Here is a 16,275-nt window from a genome sequence, read left to right as displayed (position 1 = left end):
TAAACAATCGGTATCAGCAAGTAATGCCTTAACCCTGTTATTTTGTGGGCAGCTGCCAGATATCTTTGACCGGGCAGCTGAATAGTTACGTCTGTTATTCATTAACCTTTCCTGCAGGTTCAGTAAAATGGCCAGTGAAGCGAGTCAACGGCCTGTGAAACAAGTTATTATATCGGCGCCTTCCAGGCCGTTATGATAACTTACGCAATTTGATCCAAAGGAGAGTATCAAAACACGTCTGCACAGCCATGTATTCGGCAGAACACCTGGTCAGTACTACTTCTCCATACAAGAATTTGCAGCTCGGCTCTGTAGTACCAACCGGATTGCTGATCTGATAACAGGATTATGTCATCAGTTCTTCAGGATGATATCGACCATCAGATCACTGGCAATGTCTTCCAATGCTCCTTGCAGTTCATCCAGATCAGCATTTGTAGCAACAGACAGATCCGCATCCGCTTTAAACAATAGCTCCGCAGACATAGAGCCGGATACCAGCTCTGTATTCAGGCGTTCAACGTTCACTTTTCGTTCAGCCAGTGCCTGAGATATTTCACGGACAATGCCTGGTTTGTCATGCCCCACCAGCTCCAGAGTGAAACGCTGCTGATCTGACACAACTTCTGGCTCTGACGTTCTTTCAGCAACCACTTTCAACCCTTTCTCTTGCAGCGCTGTCAGCTCTGCCGTCAGGGCCTCAACCTGCCCCTCAGGTACTTCAGTGATAAGAATACCGGCAAACTTACCTGCCAGACGAGACATACCGGACTCCAGCCAATTACCCTGATGAGCCGCAATGGTCTGCGAAAGCAGTTCTACCAGACCAGGTTTATCCGGACCAATAACGGTCAATACCAGAGATGTCTTCATAATATGCTCCTGTTGCATTTACTGTGGCCTGAGTCCACCCCAAAGACCTTTATATAACCGTTTTACTATACCACTCCGCTCATAATAGTCAGTGTTCTTTCACTCTGTCTGAACATTTCTACAGAAAAAAACACCATTACATTGATTCAGTTACAGATAAGACGAACTCTGAATAAATTTGACCTCAGCATATAGAATCCAGGGCCATGAACGAATAAGAAAAACCTGATGCACCAAATATTACAGACATCATCACGTTTTTTTTATATGGTATTTTGCAGACAGCAAAAATAATAAAATTACTGTTATTCACCCTTATGAAAATCATCGCTCGTGTACTGCTAGGTTACCTTTTTTTTATCGCTCACCAGACCGAGGCACAAGACCTTTATTCCCGGATTCGGATATCGACCATTGAATATCCTCCTCTTTTTCAGTCTGCCTATCTCCCGGATAAAGGCTATGGCGTTGCATCAGACCTGACTATAGCTGCTTTCCAGGCTGTCAATGTCGACGTTAAGTTTGATTACATCCCAATGATTCGCAGCGTCAACTCTGTTGTTACCCGAAGGCATCCTGCCAGTCTGGGGTCAATCAACTGGTTTATCAAAGACCAGAAAGAGCACGCTGTAGAGGCGGTTAATCTGTTCAATATCAGCTTTAAGCTCTTCTATAAAAAAGCACGCTTTCCATCAGGTATGTCATATCAGAAGCTCAGTGAACTGAAACCATTCAGTATTGGTAATGTTCGGGGGAGTTCCACCACTCCTGTCGTCAATCGGGCTCATCTCAATATTCGCTGGACCAGTGCACTGGAACAGAATTTCAGAATGCTGAATGCTGACCGAATCGATTTTGCTATTGGTGGTGAAACGGCTGGCTGGACTCTGATACAGACATTATTTCCAGGTGAAGAAGGTCAGTTTGCCGTTATAGATGAAGCCATTCATACCGTGCCTATCGGACTGGTATTTCATAAAGATGAACAAGGGCTGATACAGAAGTTCAGACAAGGCATCCACCGAATTATCAAAGACGGCAGTTATCTCCGTATCCTGGCACGATACTACAGGAAGGAACAGATCACTTCATCTCTTCTGACCCCGAATATTATTAAAAACATCCAGCCAGATAATGACTAAACCTATTGGACAACTTACTTCCTGCCAGGACGTCCGGCTAACAGGCCAGGCGGCAGGAAATACAGGCTAAAACATCAAAAGCTTTTCTGTTTCAAGCCGGGCCCGATCAGTCACTGAACACAGCGGTTCTGGCACCATTCAGAAATACCCATCTTTGAATATGACAACGAACCGCATTAAACAAAGTGATCCGTTCAATATCCAGTTGATCGGTACGATGACGATAAAGCAGATCATTAGTGGCTCAAAGTACAGGAGTTCTGCTCGGAACAATCCTATCCTGTTAATCATAGACCCTTGAGGTCAGGGTTGATTCCAGAATACAGTGCCATGAAATGACCATGCAGTCGAGAATAAAACCTGAAAAGACAATACAGTTTCAGATATAACCTTAAACCTCTAATATAAAGAGACTTATTTTGTTCGGAGAACGGTGATATGGGGCCTCATAAAAAACCGGCCAGCTTTATTCAATACCTCAACCGGCGAATAGTGCTGGCAGGTCTTATTCTGATCACCATATCAGTGACGGGGTTTCTGGTACTGGATTACTATACCCGTATCAGTCAGAGTGACGCTCTGCGAATTAATATGGCAGGCAAACAAAGAATGCTGCTGGAACAGAGTGTTATGTACAGCTACCGGATCGCATCACTCAGTCGGCCTGACGAAATCAGACAAGCTCAGCAGGCACTGGCCAGCAATTTACTTCAACTGAATAACAGTCATCAGGCGCTGATTCATGGTAGTCAGGATGGCAGTATAAAAAAGGTCCGCACCCCACATTTAGAGCAGCTTTACTTTCAAGATGATCAGTCGATTGATCCACGCCTTACACGCTTTATTGCTGAAGCCACTTTACTGACGAACAATCAATTAAGTTCTCTGCCAGCGATCAGTCAGATCAGGCAACTGGACTTTTCAGTGAACCCCGGATTGCTGAACCAACTGGATCAGGCTGTAAAAGAGTACGAAACCATCAGTAAGCAACATACACAACATATCTGGCAGATTTCTCTGGTCGCAACACTGTCTTCCATTATTATGGTGATCATTGTATATCGTTTTTTACTGCACCCATCTTTACAGGGCTATCAGAACAGCCTGCATTTACATGACACTCTGCTGGAGAATAGTCTGGATATTATTCTGATCTGCTCAGAAAACCATATTATTGTTGACTGCAATCAGCAAGCAGAGCAGGCATTGGATATTACAACACACAGCACAATGATCACTGATCTGTCCTTGCCTGAGTATTCTGCGACCATCGGCATTGTCCAGGGCAGTCATCAACAAACCCTGTTACTACACGGCCACAAACAGTGTGATGTTGAGATACGATATACCCGTATACCGGTCCCTGGAAAACACTATTACGCAGTTTTTATACGAGATATCAGTGATCAGATCCTCTATCAGCAGGAACTGATTATTCAAAAAGAATCGGCTGTTGCAGCCATGGCCGAAGCCAGGCAGGCTAATCAGGCTAAATCAGAGTTTCTCGCATCTGTCAGCCATGAATTCCGTACACCATTGAATGCTATTATGGGATTTGCTCAACTCATGACAGATGATAAAGAGTTGCCCTGTGAGTATCAGGACTTTGCTCAGGAGATCATTCAGAGTGGTCAGCATCTGCTGCATCTTGTCAATAATATCCTTGAATACGGCAAAATAGAATCAGGCAAACTGGAGTGCCATGTTCAGGCTATATCACCGGTGTCACTGATACAGCAAGCCATAGAGATAATGCTTCCGATTGCAGAGCAAGCAGAAATACAACTGGAAAAAAACAGATTGCCACCATTGCCTGATCTGCGTGTTGATCCTTTATTTCTTAAACAAATCCTGATTAATCTGCTCTCCAATGCAATTAAATATAATAGTTCAGGAGGCTGGGTCCGCTTAACCACTGAGCAGGAAGAAGGCTACCTGAAAATCCAGGTCGAAGATAATGGTCATGGTATAGAGCTGGCAGAGCACCGGGATTTGTTTCTGCCTTTTAACCGTGAAGGGCATAAAAATAGCTATATCAGTGGCACAGGAGTCGGTTTAAGTATCTGTAAATACATGATAGAACAGATGAAGGGAGACATAGATTACAGAAGTATTCCAGGCAAAGGCAGCACCTTCTGGGTCCGCCTGCCTCTGGCCCGTATTGCTTTTGAAAGCTGAATCAGGTTACAGATTATATGTGACCGCTATAGACACAGAAAGACTCGATTAAGAGTTAACTATTCTGACAAAATGCCCATGCCATTGAAATATGCTTTTATCTTATAAATCCGCTCTGACACGAAGTGTCAGAGCGAATTGAGCAGATCAGGCCTCAGCCAGTGAATCGGCCTCACTCAGGGTTGGGTAATCAGTATAGCCCTGCGCGCCCTGACTGTAGAACGTAGAGGGATCGGCTTCATTCAAAGGTGCCTTCAGGCGCAGTCGCTCAGGTAAATCCGGATTGGCAATAAAGCTGCTACCGAAAGCAATCGCTTCAGCCTGGCCAGATTCAATCACCTGGTTTGCCTCTTCTCCACTATAGCCCATATTCAGAATAAGATTGCCTTGATAATGCTCACGTACCGGTGACACAACATCACCTGATTGAATACCAAAGAAATCACTGCGCATCAGATGAAGATAAGCCAGATTGTAGTCATTCAGTTTCTTTGCCAGCCAGGTAGCCAGTTCAACAGGGTTGCTATCCTTCATGCTGTTAAAACTATTCAGCGGCGAAATTCTGACACCTACCCTGTCACTGCCCCAGACTTCAGAGACGGCTTCAATCACTTCCAGCAACAGTCGTGCTCTGTTTTCTATCGCACCACCATATGGTCCACTTCTCAGATTAGAGCCGTCACGCAGAAACTCATCCAGCAGATAACCATTCGCGCCATGTACTTCTACACCATCAAAACCAGCCCGCTTTGCATTAATTGCAGCCTGTACAAAGCCTTTGATAATACCAGGAATTTCATCATCGGACAGCTCACGAGGTATCGTATAGGGCTGCTTTCCTTCTGGAGTATGTACTTCATCATCAATTGCCAGTGCTGAAGGCGCCACAGGCACGTCACCGTCATTCAATGCGGGATGACAAGCTCGCCCGCCATGCCATATCTGCAAAACAATACGTCCGCCTTTGGCATGCACCGCATCTGTAACCTTTTTCCAGCCTTCAATCTGGGCTTCAGAATAGATACCAGGCTCACGCCAGAAAGCTGAAGCTCCCTCTATCGCCATTGTAGCTTCAGCGATAATCAGCCCTGAACTGGCACGCTGGGCGTAATGCTCAGCCATCAGATCTGTTGGTACATGGTTTTCATCTGCACGACAGCGAGTCAGAGGAGCCATCAGTACACGGTTAGACAGCTCAATTGCTCCCAGATGCAAAGGAGAAAACAGATTGCTCATGGACATAGCCTCTTAATCAGAAATAACTGCAGCTTATTTGAACAAAGAAGCCCGGTAGCCGGGTAGACAGGAAACCCTCAGAATAGTTTTAACTAAAGGTTGTAACCCAAAAAATCTATAAAGCAAAAACGGAGGGTATCGGATAAGAATAATCAATCGAAAAACATAAAATGTGGCTCTGCAAGTGTTGCGGCTATGCTGCTTCACCACACTTTATTGTCCCCGGATGCCACAGAATAACCACTCTGTAACATCATAAGGTTTTGTATACTCAGGGCCAGGATTACTGCTGTTCAGCATCCGGGCTATAGTTGCGGCGCTGGATATTAATCTGCTCTGTCTGGTTAATCACCAGAGCAATATTGGCCGCATCATATAAACGCAAGCTGTAATCCTGACCTGCTCGCAGTAATGCAGAACCACAGCTGTCATCGGCACAGGCAGACTTCAGACCAAAAGTGTCAGCACTTTCTGTAATACGTGCATTTACTGGTCCGTCAAAAATATCACCATTCGGCTGTACACAAAGCGCACGGGTTACATTTACTTCAACATGATTATTGTTGATGGATGCATTGGCAGACAGCAGGCAGCGCTCTGGCAGCTCAGCACCAGTCTGAGAACCTGTCGCTTTTAACAGCAAGTGAGACAGGGTTTCGCCTTTACTGATTGATTTATCAACCAGCACCTGAACATTCAGCACAGTATCTGCCGGTAATTCGTAGCCTGTTGCAGAAGGTGTTTCAGCGTAAGCAGGAAGGCACGCCCCCAGAAGAGCAGTTGTCAATAATCGTTTCATGGCTCACCGTTTCTGTGGATACAGATATCTACTAATCAAAAGAAGTCACGCGAAAAAAGCGTTGCCCGGGCTCGGACCCTTCATGCAACTGGTGCGTTCTCTTATTCTCTGCAGCCCGTTTATTCCTGTCTGTCAGGCCTTTGTACTGCATTGTGATCCGCTTTTTTGAGCGCGAAGTATAACAGATTCAGATTTTTTTACAGGGGAACGCTGTCCGGGATTATGCTTGACCAGCTTAGTCAGGTAAAATGGACAAATTGTCGCACCCTTGCGCAGCTACTTTCAGCTATTATATGCTCCCCTGTCCGGAATAATATGGACACAAAGGCTGATATTCCCTGACAAATTAAAAACTTAAGCTTATTTTAAATTAGAACGTAAGCATAAAGAATTGACACTGATTAATGTTAAGGTAACCCAATGACAGAAAAACTGGCAGACCTGTACGAAACAATTCTGGCAGAGGTAGGTGAAGATCCTCAGCGAGAGGGCCTTCTGGATACGCCTGTTCGTGCTGCTAAAGCCATGCAGTATCTGACCCGAGGCTATCAGCAGACTCTGGAAGAGGTCACCAATGGTGCTGTCTTTTCATCAGAAACGGATGAAATGGTCATCGTTAAGGATATTGAACTCTACTCCATGTGTGAGCACCATCTTCTGCCATTTATTGGTAAGTGTCATATTGCCTATCTGCCGGCTGGAAAAGTACTGGGCCTGTCAAAATTTGCCCGTATCGTCGATATGTACGCACGTCGTTTTCAGATTCAGGAAAATCTGACCAAACAGATTGCTGATGCTGTCCAGCAGGTTACGGGGGCACGGGGTGTTGCTGTGACAATTGAAGCAAAGCATATGTGTATGATGATGCGTGGCGTGGAGAAACAGAACTCCATCATGAAGTCCTCTGTCATGCTGGGGGCTTTCAGGGAATCCCAGGCAACACGTCAGGAATATCTGACATTAATCACTAACTGATTCAAATCAGCGGTTATAAGCCCCGAAGTTATACTCCGGGGCTTTATCTTATCCGGCCAGCTTCAGGGAGAAGACAATGCCTTTACACGCCGTCAGTAATGCCAGCAGTGGACATAATCTGGCCACTATTCAGATCAAGAACCTGCGCCTTCGAACCTATATTGGTATTAATGAAGATGAAATACTGAATAAACAGGATGTGATTATTAATATCACCATTCAGTATCATGCAGATCGTGCCGTCAGCTTTAATCATATCGACGAAGCGCTGAATTATCGGACTATTACCAAGGCCGTCATCTCTCATGTAGAAGAGAATCGCTTTGCACTACTGGAGCGACTGACCCGTGAAATTCTGGATATTATTATGGGTTATGAGCAGGTCGAAGTGGCTCAGGTTGAAGTCGACAAACCCCACGCTCTGCGTTTTTCTGATTCCGTTTCCATTACGCTGTCAGACCGCAGAGAACCAGCAGACCAATAATGCCTGTAACCTGAATTTATTCCGGCACAGATCGTTCAAAGTCATTTAAAAGGAGGCCTGATGCAAGGCGAAATCACTCATTTTGATACGGAACAACAGCTGGGTACAATCAAAGGAGAGGATAACCAGCAGTATCAGTTTGATCTGACGGGCTGGAGAGGCCGGGGATTACCAGATAGCGGCATTCTGGTCAGTTTTGAACCGGAAGGTCAGGAAGCTCGACAGGTGTTTAATCTGCCAGCGGGTCAGATGCAGGCCAGAGCCACCAAAAGTGCGGACAGTGATGAAATTCGCCCGGTACAGACCTCATTCTGGTCTGTCATGGCTATCGGAACCGCTGCTATGTCTGTCCCCTTAGGCTATTTTGTTGCCTTGATTGCTCTGCTATTTGCTTTGATGGGATTCAGAGAAGCCCGACTCCAGCCTGAACGTTATAAGGGAAAAGGCATGGCTCTGGCAGCCGGAGCAATTGCCTGTATCGTATTAATCCTTACACTGATACTGAAGCTATCAGGCTCGGAGAGCTGATTTTTAACCGTACTGATCACTTCTCGCCATGAACTCTCTGGACTGCAGAGCAATATCTGAAAATAAAGTGACCCCGTCTGGAATGAATATAACGATGAAAACCCATCATTTGCTACCCATACTGACCCTGAGTACTTTATCCGGCCTGATCAGTCCCCATGCTTCTGCCGATACACTGGGAGTCTACCTGGGTAGTTCCTACTGGTCTCCTTCATTTAGTGGTGATTTTAAATCGGCAAGCTCAGGGCAGGGCCAAATCGGCCTTAAGAAAGATCTGGGCTACAGTTCAGGGTCAGCGAATCATCTCTATCTCGTCCTGGAACACCCTCTTCCTATGGTTCCTGAACTACGTATCGACAGAACTAATCTGAGCGAAACCTCCCGTAATCGTCTGGAACGTACCATAGAATTCAGAGACACGACCTACAATGCAGGTACAGAGGTCAGCTCCGAGTTCGACCTGTCTCATACTGACTTCACTGCATACTATGAGCTGCTGGATGACACACTGGCCGCTTCTTTAGACCTGGGCGTGACCCTGCGTATCTTTGATGGTGAAGTACGGATTGACCAGGAGCATCAGAAACTGGATGCTCATGTACCTCTGCTTTATGGTAGCGGACAGGTCAGGATACCTGGTACAGATTTCTCTGCCGGTGGCAGTATGCAATATATCAATACCGGAGATATAAGACTGACAGACTACAGAGTATTTGTAAGCTACACACCCGTCTATGTGCTGTCCGGAGAACTGGGGTATCGTAGCTTTAATCTGGAGCTGGATGATGTGGATTCACTGGATGCGGATTTCGACGCGAAAGGTGTTTATGCCAGCGTTTACCTGCATTTCTAATGGCTATATGCAATAGCTTTTAAGTACTCAGGTTTATTATCTTCGACACAACGAACGGCAGAACTCTGTTTCAGGGCTCTGCCGGAATAGCAGGTTCTTCCAATTCAGGAACAATAATACGCACTGCGATACCTTCTCCCGGACTGCCTGTCGCGACAATCTGTCCTTTCAGTACCTGAGTTACCTGATTATAGACGATATGCATACCCAGTCCGGTACATCCCTGACTGCGACGAGTAGTATGGAAAGGCTCAAAAAGTTTATCCAGTACATCCTGTTCAAGTCCTGCACCGTTATCAGAATATTCCAGCACCAGACTATGATCGCTGACATGAACCTTCAGCGTAATACAGTTCGTGCTATCACTCTGACTAAAACCGTGAGTCAGGCTGTTATTAATCAACTGCCCCATCACCTGCAACCAGCTGGATGGTACGGTTGACCAGTAAAGGCCGTCATCTACCTCAATTTTCAGGCTGGCCTGCTTCTCTGTCAAAGACTGCTGCAGCCCCAGGTTCAGATCAGCAATCAGATCTTTCATGTTAACCTTTTCAACCTGAATCCGCTCAGTTGTAACCGCAGTCTGTTTAAACATCTGGACCAGACGTACAACACGCTGCAAATTATTATTAATCAGATCCACGACTTCTTTATCATCGCTGTCATCACCAATATCCAGCATTGATGTTGCGGTAATAGCGACTCCGAGCGGAGTATTGATTTCATGAGCAATACCGGCAACCAGGTTAGCCAGAGATGCCATTTTCTCTCTTTCAATCAATTGATTCTGCGTCAGTTCCAGCTCCTCAAGAGAGTTTTTAAGCTGTCTGGTTCTTTCCTGAACACGTAATTCCAGTGTCTCATTCAATTCCTGCAGCTGATTCTGGGCCTGCTTTCTTTGTGTTATATCAACAGCGGTGCCTCGGAAACCACTGAAGCGTCCTTCCGTATCCTGTACCAGGCCCTGAAAGACAAAATAGCGGTTCTCTCCATTCAGAGTGACCCTCAGCTCCAATCCGGAAAAACTATCTTTACCAGTAAAAGCGGTCTGTAGCATAGGCGCGTCCAGAATCTGAGCCAGATTCTGCTGTCTTAGCACAGTTTCCGGAGTATGCCCCAGCTGAGAGCGCATCTGTTCAGAGGCAAACGTCAACTGTCCCTGATCATCCGTTTCCCATAACCAGTCTGAAGCCACATTGGCAAAATCAGTAAAACGATTTTTTTCCAGCTCTATTTCACTATACAACTGATGCAACATCTGACTCTGCTGGTTAATAGCCAGCGCCAGAATATCCAGCTCATCCTCTTTTGCGGTAATAAATACGGGCTTATCCATTGCCAGAGGAACATGTTTCTGACTGGGCCGGAAGCGTTCCAGATAGCGCATGATACTGAATATCCGACGATTCACGCTCAGATGAAACACCCAGAGAATCAGAGCAGAGACAATAAAAGTCTTAACTCCATTAATCAGTAACAGAGAAGTAAAGGTTCGCAATAATTGCTCATAAATCTCTTCGGCACTGGACTGGACATACAACGAGCCAAGAACAAAAGGATTCTGAGAACCAGGCCCTTCATAAACCAGAGGGATACGACTCTCAAATTTATCCCCTTCAACAGCATCTCCGGCTTCCCAGGCCTGATTTCCTGTATTGGAACTGACTCTGATATATGCCAGCCCGGGGAGCTTTACCAGCCCCTCCAGACGCAGTTTAAGCTGACTTTCATTAAACTCCCACAGGTTAATTGCCAAAGACTCAGAATGCACCTGTTTCAACTCGGCATGACGCTGCTCTACGGCATTTACTTCTCGCGTATAATCCGTATAAAGCTGTAAGAAAGTCGACAGCAAAGTAATACTGCTACTGATGATCACCAGAATAAGAATAATACGCCGACCAATAATACTGGCCAGAGGGTGATCAGATAACTGTCTGGAGTGCTGATGAAGCATAATCGGAATGAAATACCTTTAAACAGACGTCTTTGTCAGCATAGTGCCTAAAGCCATGCGCAGGCAAGCAAATCCGGGAGGATATCCGGCTTTATCCCGCTTTTTTATTCTCTGTCTTTATTTATTATTTTATCCGATAAGGATTCAGCAGAAATAAAAAAGACCCTGCATAATGCAGAGCCTTTTTACCAGATAAATACCGGCAGGTCATCTATTCAGACCCTATGTTCCATAACTGATCCGATCAGTGACGGAAGTGACGCATGCCGGTAAAGACCATAGCCATACCATGCTCATCAGCCGCATCGATCACTTCCTGATCACGCATAGAACCACCAGGCTGAATTACAGCACTGATACCGGCTTTAGCAGCCGCATCAATACCATCACGGAATGGGAAGAATGCATCAGATGCCATAACAGAACCCGGAACTTCCAGGCCTTCATCTTCTGCTTTAATCCCGGCGATCTTAGCACTGTATACACGACTCATCTGACCGGCACCAACACCGATAGTCTGACCATTTTTCACGTATACAATGGCATTAGATTTCACAAACTTAGCGACTTTCCAGGCAAAAGCCAGATCACGCATCTGTTCTTCGCTTGGTGCTTTTTTGGTGACTACTTTCAGTTCATCATCAGTCACCATACCCATGTCACGGTCCTGGACCAGCAGACCACCGTTAACACGCTTGTAATCCAGACCGTAATCACGCTCGCCCGGCCAGTTATCAGAACAATCCAGCAGACGTACATTAGCTTTAGTCGCAACAATTGCACTGGCTTCTTCAGAAACACCTGGCGCAATAATCACTTCAACAAACTGGCGATCAATAATCGCTTTCGCCGTTTCTGCATCCAGCTCACGGTTAAAGGCGATAATACCACCGAAGGCTGATGTCGGGTCAGTCTGAAAAGCCAGCTCATAAGCCTGCAGAGGATTTTCAGCAATGGCTACACCACATGGGTTAGCATGCTTAACGATCACACAAGCAGGCTCAGCAAAAGATTTCACACACTCAAATGCCGCATCGGTATCTGCAACATTATTGAAAGATAGCTCTTTACCCTGCAGCTGTTTTGCTGTGGATACGCTGGCTTCTACAGGATTCTTCTCAACATAGAATGCAGCCTTCTGATGAGGATTCTCACCATAACGCATCTCTTGCTTCTTCTCGTACTGAACATTGTAAGTACGCGCGAAGTTTTCGCTGCCACCTTCAACCAGGCGACCAAAGTAGTTGGCTATCATGCCATCATATGCTGCGGTATGTTCAAACGCTTTAATAGCCAGATCAAAACGGGTTGCCTGAGCTACAGCGCCTTCGTTAGCATCCATATCATTCAGAATACGGCCATAGTCATTAACGTCTACAACAATCGTCACGAAAGCATGATTCTTAGCCGTGGAACGTACCATGGTAGGGCCACCGATATCGATGTTTTCCACCGCCATTTCCAGAGTGCAGTCTTCGCGGGCTACAGTAGCTTCAAACGGGTACAGGTTTACTGCAACCAGATCAATACCCTGAATACCATTTTCAGCCATGACATCGTCATCCTGACCACGACGAGCCAGAATACCACCATGAATTTTAGGATGCAGAGTCTTAACACGGCCATCCATCATTTCAGGAAAACCAGTGTAATCAGATACTTCAATTGCAGGCACACCTTGCTCGGTCAGTAGCTTGAACGTACCGCCCGTAGACAGGATTTCCACACCGCGCTCTGTCAGCGCTTTAGCAAACTCAACAACGCCGGTTTTATCCGACACGCTGATTAAGGCCCGGCGAACCGGCAGGTTTTGTGCATTTGCAGCCATAGTCTCGTCTTTCTCAGAGGGTGATTAAGAAAATAAAAACGGCAGAATAATACTGCCGTCCGGATAAGTTCGTATCTAATTATAGCAAGCCATAGTGCTTAAGCTTTTTCCGCAGCGTGCCACGATTCAGCCCCAGAATTTCTGATGCCTGGCTCTGATTATCACCGGTATATCGCATAACCGCTTCCAGCAGAGGAGCTTCTACTTCGGCCAGCACCATCTGATACAGGTCAGTCACTGGTTGCCCATCCAGGTGCGTAAAATAATTATCCAGTGCAGCCTCAACACTGGTTCGTAATGGCTGGGCAGTGGCAGAATTATCAGCCGTATCTTTCCCCGTCTTGGAAGACGTTACCGCAGATTGTTTTTCAGAAATATCCATATTGTTCAGACTATTGTTCATATCAGGCCACCTGACTCGCCAGAACGGCCATTTCCGGGCACTGGTTATGGTTCAGAAAATAGATCACAGCCTGTTGTTGCTGTACCGGAGTTTCCAGCTGATTAAACAACTTGCGGAAACTGCTGCCATCATTCCGGGTTCCCAGATACCAGTTCACATGTTTTCTGGCAATCCGTACTCCCATATGTTCACCATAAAATTGGTACAACGCCTGCAGATGCTCTGTCAGAACAGCTTTAACAGTCTCTTTATCAGGTTCAGGCAATTTTTCCCCGGTTGCCAGGAAATGATTAATTTCGCGGAAAATCCATGGGCGTCCCTGAGCACCACGGCCAATCATTACAGCATCAGCCCCGGTATATGCCAGTACATCACGGGCCTTTTCAGCAGAGCAGATATCACCATTAGCAAATAAGGGAATCGAAACAGCCTGTCGGATAGCCGCTATAGTGTCATATTCTGCATTGCCTTTATAGGCATCAGCACGGGTTCTGCCATGCACTGCCAGAGCCTGAATCCCGGAATCCTCGGCAATTCGTGCTATCGGGACACCATTTCTGTTGTCATGATCCCAACCAGTACGAATTTTCAGGGTAACAGGAACCTCAACAGCAGCAACAACAGCCTGGAGGATATCGGCCACCAGCTTTTCATCTTTAAGTAAAGCAGACCCCGCCGCTTTATTGCAGACCTTTTTAGCCGGGCACCCCATATTAATATCGATAATCTGGGCACCCTGAGCCACATTCATACGGGCAGCCTCAGTCAGCATCCGGGGATCCCCCCCCGCAATCTGAACAGATCTTGGTGTATCTTCACCTGCATGATCAAGGCGCAACCTGGATTTTCGGGTATGCCAGAGCTTCACATCAGCGGTCACCATCTCTGAAACCACCAGTCCCGCTCCCATCTTTCGACATAATTGTCGGAATGGACGATCGGTTACTCCGGCCATAGGAGCCAGAATAGTTGGTTGTGTAATTTCATAGGGACCAATTCTGATCATACTAACCCATCACTTTAATCTGACGGCCGGATGCGACATTATATCTCCGGACTTAAAGACACAGTATGGTCTTTGTATATTCATCCGGTCCGGTAATTTGAGGGGCGCTAATAATACTATGTATGCCCTGAGAGTAAAGAGATTCGCGGCCTTGAGGCTAAAAAAACTGAGGACCGGTCAATTGAGAGAAGGAATAAAGACCAGCCGGAAGCTTTCAATCAGATTTTCATCACCCTTTACAGTCAGAGTCACGGCAACCGGTAATTCCGAAGGCAACTGATGATCTGCAAAAGGCATTTCAGCCAGATATTCTTCAGGCTGTGCAATATACTCAGTTACTACACTCCCTGTTGCATCCTTTAGCTCCACCAGAATAGCCGGAAAAGGTACCGTCATCTGTCCTTTATTTTCCAGAACAAAGTCGATCTGCAGGGTGTTATTGCCTTCAGGAATAATACCTTCCTGGCCATAACTAAGCTGATCGAAATCGGACATAACGGGATGATCGCACCCGGTAACCGCGCAGATACCGTCTACCAGAGCACTCATTGAAGGATGCTGGCTAAGCATACGGGTATTACCAACAATCACCAGAATCACCAGAACTAACAGGCTAAGTCCCATCGCCACTGGTACCCAGCTTTGCTCCATCAAAGACCTTTTCTCCTCTCCATCAGTCGAAGACAGTTCGGTATCATGATGTTCATCAGCCAAATGAAGCTCAGGCGGGCCGGCCGGAGATACAGTCTCTTCAACATCTCCAAACAGATCCTTATCTGCTCTGTGGTTATGAGAAGGTGATATTGAAGAGTTCAGGCTGGTTTCATCAACACACTCAAGCACAAACAGATGGTGGCTGGCATTGAATATTTTAAGACAGGCTCCACAGCGTGCTACGCCATAGGCGTAGCTCAGCTCAGATTCAGTAACCGAAAAACAGGCCTGACAATGAGGGCAACGAGTGAGCTGAGCATCCATCATGTATATCTTTCATCCAGAAGGCATAAACACATAATAAAAGGCTATCTGATCTCAGGCAATGGTTACATAACCTGACATTACGAAAAAAACCTTTTATCTGTGAACCCGGCTAGCCCTGACGTATTTTGACTGCACTCAGGCAGACCCATTCATCCAGGGCCTGTACCGGATCAAAATCAAACCATGGGCTATATGCCCCTATTACTTCATCGGCCTGATGCTGAAGAATACCAGATAACACCAGCTGCCCTTCATGGCGAACCAGCTCAGTAATAACCGGGGCCAGATCAATTAATGGCCCGGCCAGAATATTAGCCAACATCAGATCTGCACGGGTATCTTCCAGTTTACCAGGCATAAAAACCTCAAACTGCTCATCCGGCAGATTGTTCCTGCGGGTATTGTCCCGGGTAGCGATCAAAGCCTGAGGGTCATTATCCACACCCCATGCCTGCTTTGCGCCCAGCAGCAATGCCGCCACACCCAGAATACCGGAACCACAACCATAGTCGACAACCGTTTTACCGCTGATATCATTCTGGTCAAGCCATTTCAGACACATAAAAGTTGTCGGATGAGTTCCGGTACCAAACGCCAGTCCCGGATCCAGAGTCAGATTGACAGCATTGTGGTCAGGAGCATCTTTCCAGCTCGGACAGATCCAGAGCCGCTCACCCACCTGAATCGGATGAAAATTATCCATCCATTCTCTTTCCCAATCTTTATCTTCCAGTATTTCAACTTTCACAGGAGGGAAATCCGTTGCCGGAAAAATATCTTCCCAGCCAGCCCGTATTGCCCGGGTCATTGCCTGAGCGTCCTGATCGGCATCAAACAACCCGGTAATCCGGGTATCCTGCCAGAGCGGTGTTGTCCCCCGGATAGGCTCAAATAAAGGCTGATCCTTACAATCCTCCAGTGTAATGGCATTGGCTCCGGCAGCCATCAATAACTCTTCCAGAATCTCTGCATGAGAAGGATTGGTATCAATTTTTATCTGTAACCAGGGCATGAGGGGGAATCTCCGTCAGA

The 16,275-nt window shown here is 46.4% G+C and carries 15 protein-coding genes; 6 read left to right on the top strand and 9 right to left on the bottom strand.

All coding sequences use genetic code 11. The features are described 5' to 3' along the window. Nucleotides 1–354: 354 nt before the first annotated feature. On the bottom strand, nt 355–873 hold the full coding sequence (locus H4O21_RS17840) for a glycine cleavage system transcriptional repressor (protein WP_182810237.1): 519 nt from the start codon (nt 871–873) through the stop codon (nt 355–357). Between the two features lie 317 nt (nt 874–1,190). Here H4O21_RS17840 and H4O21_RS17835 point away from each other — a divergent pair, with 317 nt between their 5' ends. After that, entirely contained in the window at nt 1,191–2,015 is an 825-nt protein-coding gene (locus tag H4O21_RS17835; protein WP_182810236.1) for a substrate-binding periplasmic protein, read from the top strand. Nucleotides 2,016–2,453: 438 nt separating this feature from the next. After that, nucleotides 2,454–4,193, top strand: coding sequence for an ATP-binding protein (locus H4O21_RS17830; protein ID WP_182810235.1), 1,740 nt, complete (start codon nt 2,454–2,456; stop codon nt 4,191–4,193). 147 nt (nt 4,194–4,340) lie between these two features. On the opposite strand, the gene H4O21_RS17825 is transcribed toward H4O21_RS17830, so the two are convergent. Beyond that, a complete protein-coding gene (locus H4O21_RS17825; RefSeq protein ID WP_182810234.1) occupies nt 4,341–5,429 on the bottom strand; it encodes an alkene reductase in 1,089 nt (362 codons plus the stop codon). Between the two features lie 283 nt (nt 5,430–5,712). Continuing rightward, entirely contained in the window at nt 5,713–6,228 is a 516-nt protein-coding gene (locus H4O21_RS17820) for a hypothetical protein (RefSeq protein WP_182810233.1), read from the bottom strand. Between the two features lie 420 nt (nt 6,229–6,648). Between H4O21_RS17820 and folE the strand changes: the two genes are divergently transcribed. The 4 genes from folE to H4O21_RS17800 all read left to right on the top strand — a co-directional run bounded on the left by folE (nt 6,649) and on the right by H4O21_RS17800 (nt 9,068). Then, a complete protein-coding gene (folE, locus tag H4O21_RS17815) occupies nt 6,649–7,203 on the top strand; it encodes a GTP cyclohydrolase I FolE (protein ID WP_182810232.1) in 555 nt (184 codons plus the stop codon). Between the two features lie 76 nt (nt 7,204–7,279). Then, nucleotides 7,280–7,687: a dihydroneopterin triphosphate 2'-epimerase gene (folX, locus tag H4O21_RS17810; RefSeq protein WP_182810231.1), complete on the top strand. Its 408-nt coding sequence runs from the start codon at nt 7,280–7,282 to the stop codon at nt 7,685–7,687. Between the two features lie 60 nt (nt 7,688–7,747). Beyond that, nucleotides 7,748–8,215: a hypothetical protein gene (locus H4O21_RS17805; protein ID WP_182810230.1), complete on the top strand. Its 468-nt coding sequence runs from the start codon at nt 7,748–7,750 to the stop codon at nt 8,213–8,215. A gap of 94 nt (nt 8,216–8,309) precedes the next feature. Further along, a complete protein-coding gene (locus H4O21_RS17800) occupies nt 8,310–9,068 on the top strand; it encodes a TIGR04219 family outer membrane beta-barrel protein (RefSeq protein WP_182810229.1) in 759 nt (252 codons plus the stop codon). A gap of 70 nt (nt 9,069–9,138) precedes the next feature. Here H4O21_RS17800 and H4O21_RS17795 read toward each other — a convergent pair whose 3' ends face one another. From H4O21_RS17795 to prmA, 6 genes are all read right to left on the bottom strand, one after another. Continuing rightward, nucleotides 9,139–11,025 (bottom strand): ATP-binding protein, encoded by a 1,887-nt coding sequence (locus H4O21_RS17795; RefSeq protein WP_182810228.1) that lies wholly within the window; start codon nt 11,023–11,025, stop codon nt 9,139–9,141. 244 nt (nt 11,026–11,269) lie between these two features. Next, entirely contained in the window at nt 11,270–12,853 is a 1,584-nt protein-coding gene (gene purH, locus H4O21_RS17790; RefSeq protein ID WP_182810227.1) for a bifunctional phosphoribosylaminoimidazolecarboxamide formyltransferase/IMP cyclohydrolase, read from the bottom strand. 79 nt (nt 12,854–12,932) lie between these two features. Beyond that, nucleotides 12,933–13,256 carry a DNA-binding transcriptional regulator Fis gene (gene fis, locus H4O21_RS17785; protein WP_370463938.1) on the bottom strand — a complete coding sequence of 108 codons (324 nt, stop codon included), beginning with the start codon at nt 13,254–13,256 and terminating at the stop codon, nt 12,933–12,935. A gap of 1 nt (nt 13,257) precedes the next feature. Further along, nucleotides 13,258–14,262: a tRNA dihydrouridine synthase DusB gene (gene dusB / locus H4O21_RS17780; RefSeq protein ID WP_182810226.1), complete on the bottom strand. Its 1,005-nt coding sequence runs from the start codon at nt 14,260–14,262 to the stop codon at nt 13,258–13,260. 177 nt (nt 14,263–14,439) lie between these two features. Then, nucleotides 14,440–15,243: a zinc-ribbon and DUF3426 domain-containing protein gene (locus tag H4O21_RS17775; protein WP_182810225.1), complete on the bottom strand. Its 804-nt coding sequence runs from the start codon at nt 15,241–15,243 to the stop codon at nt 14,440–14,442. Between the two features lie 109 nt (nt 15,244–15,352). After that, the gene (gene prmA / locus H4O21_RS17770; RefSeq protein WP_182810224.1) at nt 15,353–16,255 is read right to left on the bottom strand and encodes a 50S ribosomal protein L11 methyltransferase; all 903 of its coding nucleotides are present in this window, start codon (nt 16,253–16,255) and stop codon (nt 15,353–15,355) included. Nucleotides 16,256–16,275 lie beyond the last annotated feature (20 nt).

The organism is Oceanospirillum sediminis (genome assembly GCF_014164585.1).
GTDB classification, from domain to species: domain Bacteria; phylum Pseudomonadota; class Gammaproteobacteria; order Pseudomonadales; family Halomonadaceae; genus Oceanospirillum; species Oceanospirillum sediminis.
The sequence above is the reverse complement of the archived record's forward strand: the minus strand, read 5'-3'. Positions and strand labels throughout refer to the sequence as shown.

What these genes read in the sequence shown, in the direction of transcription:
- H4O21_RS17840 (WP_182810237.1), bottom strand. Translation starts at nt 873, where the DNA reads ATGAAGACATCTCTGGTATTGACCGTTATTGGTCCGGATAAACCTGGT.
- H4O21_RS17835 (WP_182810236.1), top strand. Translation starts at nt 1,191, where the DNA reads ATGAAAATCATCGCTCGTGTACTGCTAGGTTACCTTTTTTTTATCGCT.
- H4O21_RS17830 (WP_182810235.1), top strand. Translation starts at nt 2,454, where the DNA reads ATGGGGCCTCATAAAAAACCGGCCAGCTTTATTCAATACCTCAACCGG.
- H4O21_RS17825 (WP_182810234.1), bottom strand. Translation starts at nt 5,429, where the DNA reads ATGAGCAATCTGTTTTCTCCTTTGCATCTGGGAGCAATTGAGCTGTCT.
- H4O21_RS17820 (WP_182810233.1), bottom strand. Translation starts at nt 6,228, where the DNA reads ATGAAACGATTATTGACAACTGCTCTTCTGGGGGCGTGCCTTCCTGCT.
- folE (WP_182810232.1), top strand. Translation starts at nt 6,649, where the DNA reads ATGACAGAAAAACTGGCAGACCTGTACGAAACAATTCTGGCAGAGGTA.
- folX (WP_182810231.1), top strand. Translation starts at nt 7,280, where the DNA reads ATGCCTTTACACGCCGTCAGTAATGCCAGCAGTGGACATAATCTGGCC.
- H4O21_RS17805 (WP_182810230.1), top strand. Translation starts at nt 7,748, where the DNA reads ATGCAAGGCGAAATCACTCATTTTGATACGGAACAACAGCTGGGTACA.
- H4O21_RS17800 (WP_182810229.1), top strand. Translation starts at nt 8,310, where the DNA reads ATGAAAACCCATCATTTGCTACCCATACTGACCCTGAGTACTTTATCC.
- H4O21_RS17795 (WP_182810228.1), bottom strand. Translation starts at nt 11,025, where the DNA reads ATGCTTCATCAGCACTCCAGACAGTTATCTGATCACCCTCTGGCCAGT.
- purH (WP_182810227.1), bottom strand. Translation starts at nt 12,853, where the DNA reads ATGGCTGCAAATGCACAAAACCTGCCGGTTCGCCGGGCCTTAATCAGC.
- fis (WP_370463938.1), bottom strand. Translation starts at nt 13,256, where the DNA reads ATGAACAATAGTCTGAACAATATGGATATTTCTGAAAAACAATCTGCG.
- dusB (WP_182810226.1), bottom strand. Translation starts at nt 14,262, where the DNA reads ATGATCAGAATTGGTCCCTATGAAATTACACAACCAACTATTCTGGCT.
- H4O21_RS17775 (WP_182810225.1), bottom strand. Translation starts at nt 15,243, where the DNA reads ATGATGGATGCTCAGCTCACTCGTTGCCCTCATTGTCAGGCCTGTTTT.
- prmA (WP_182810224.1), bottom strand. Translation starts at nt 16,255, where the DNA reads ATGCCCTGGTTACAGATAAAAATTGATACCAATCCTTCTCATGCAGAG.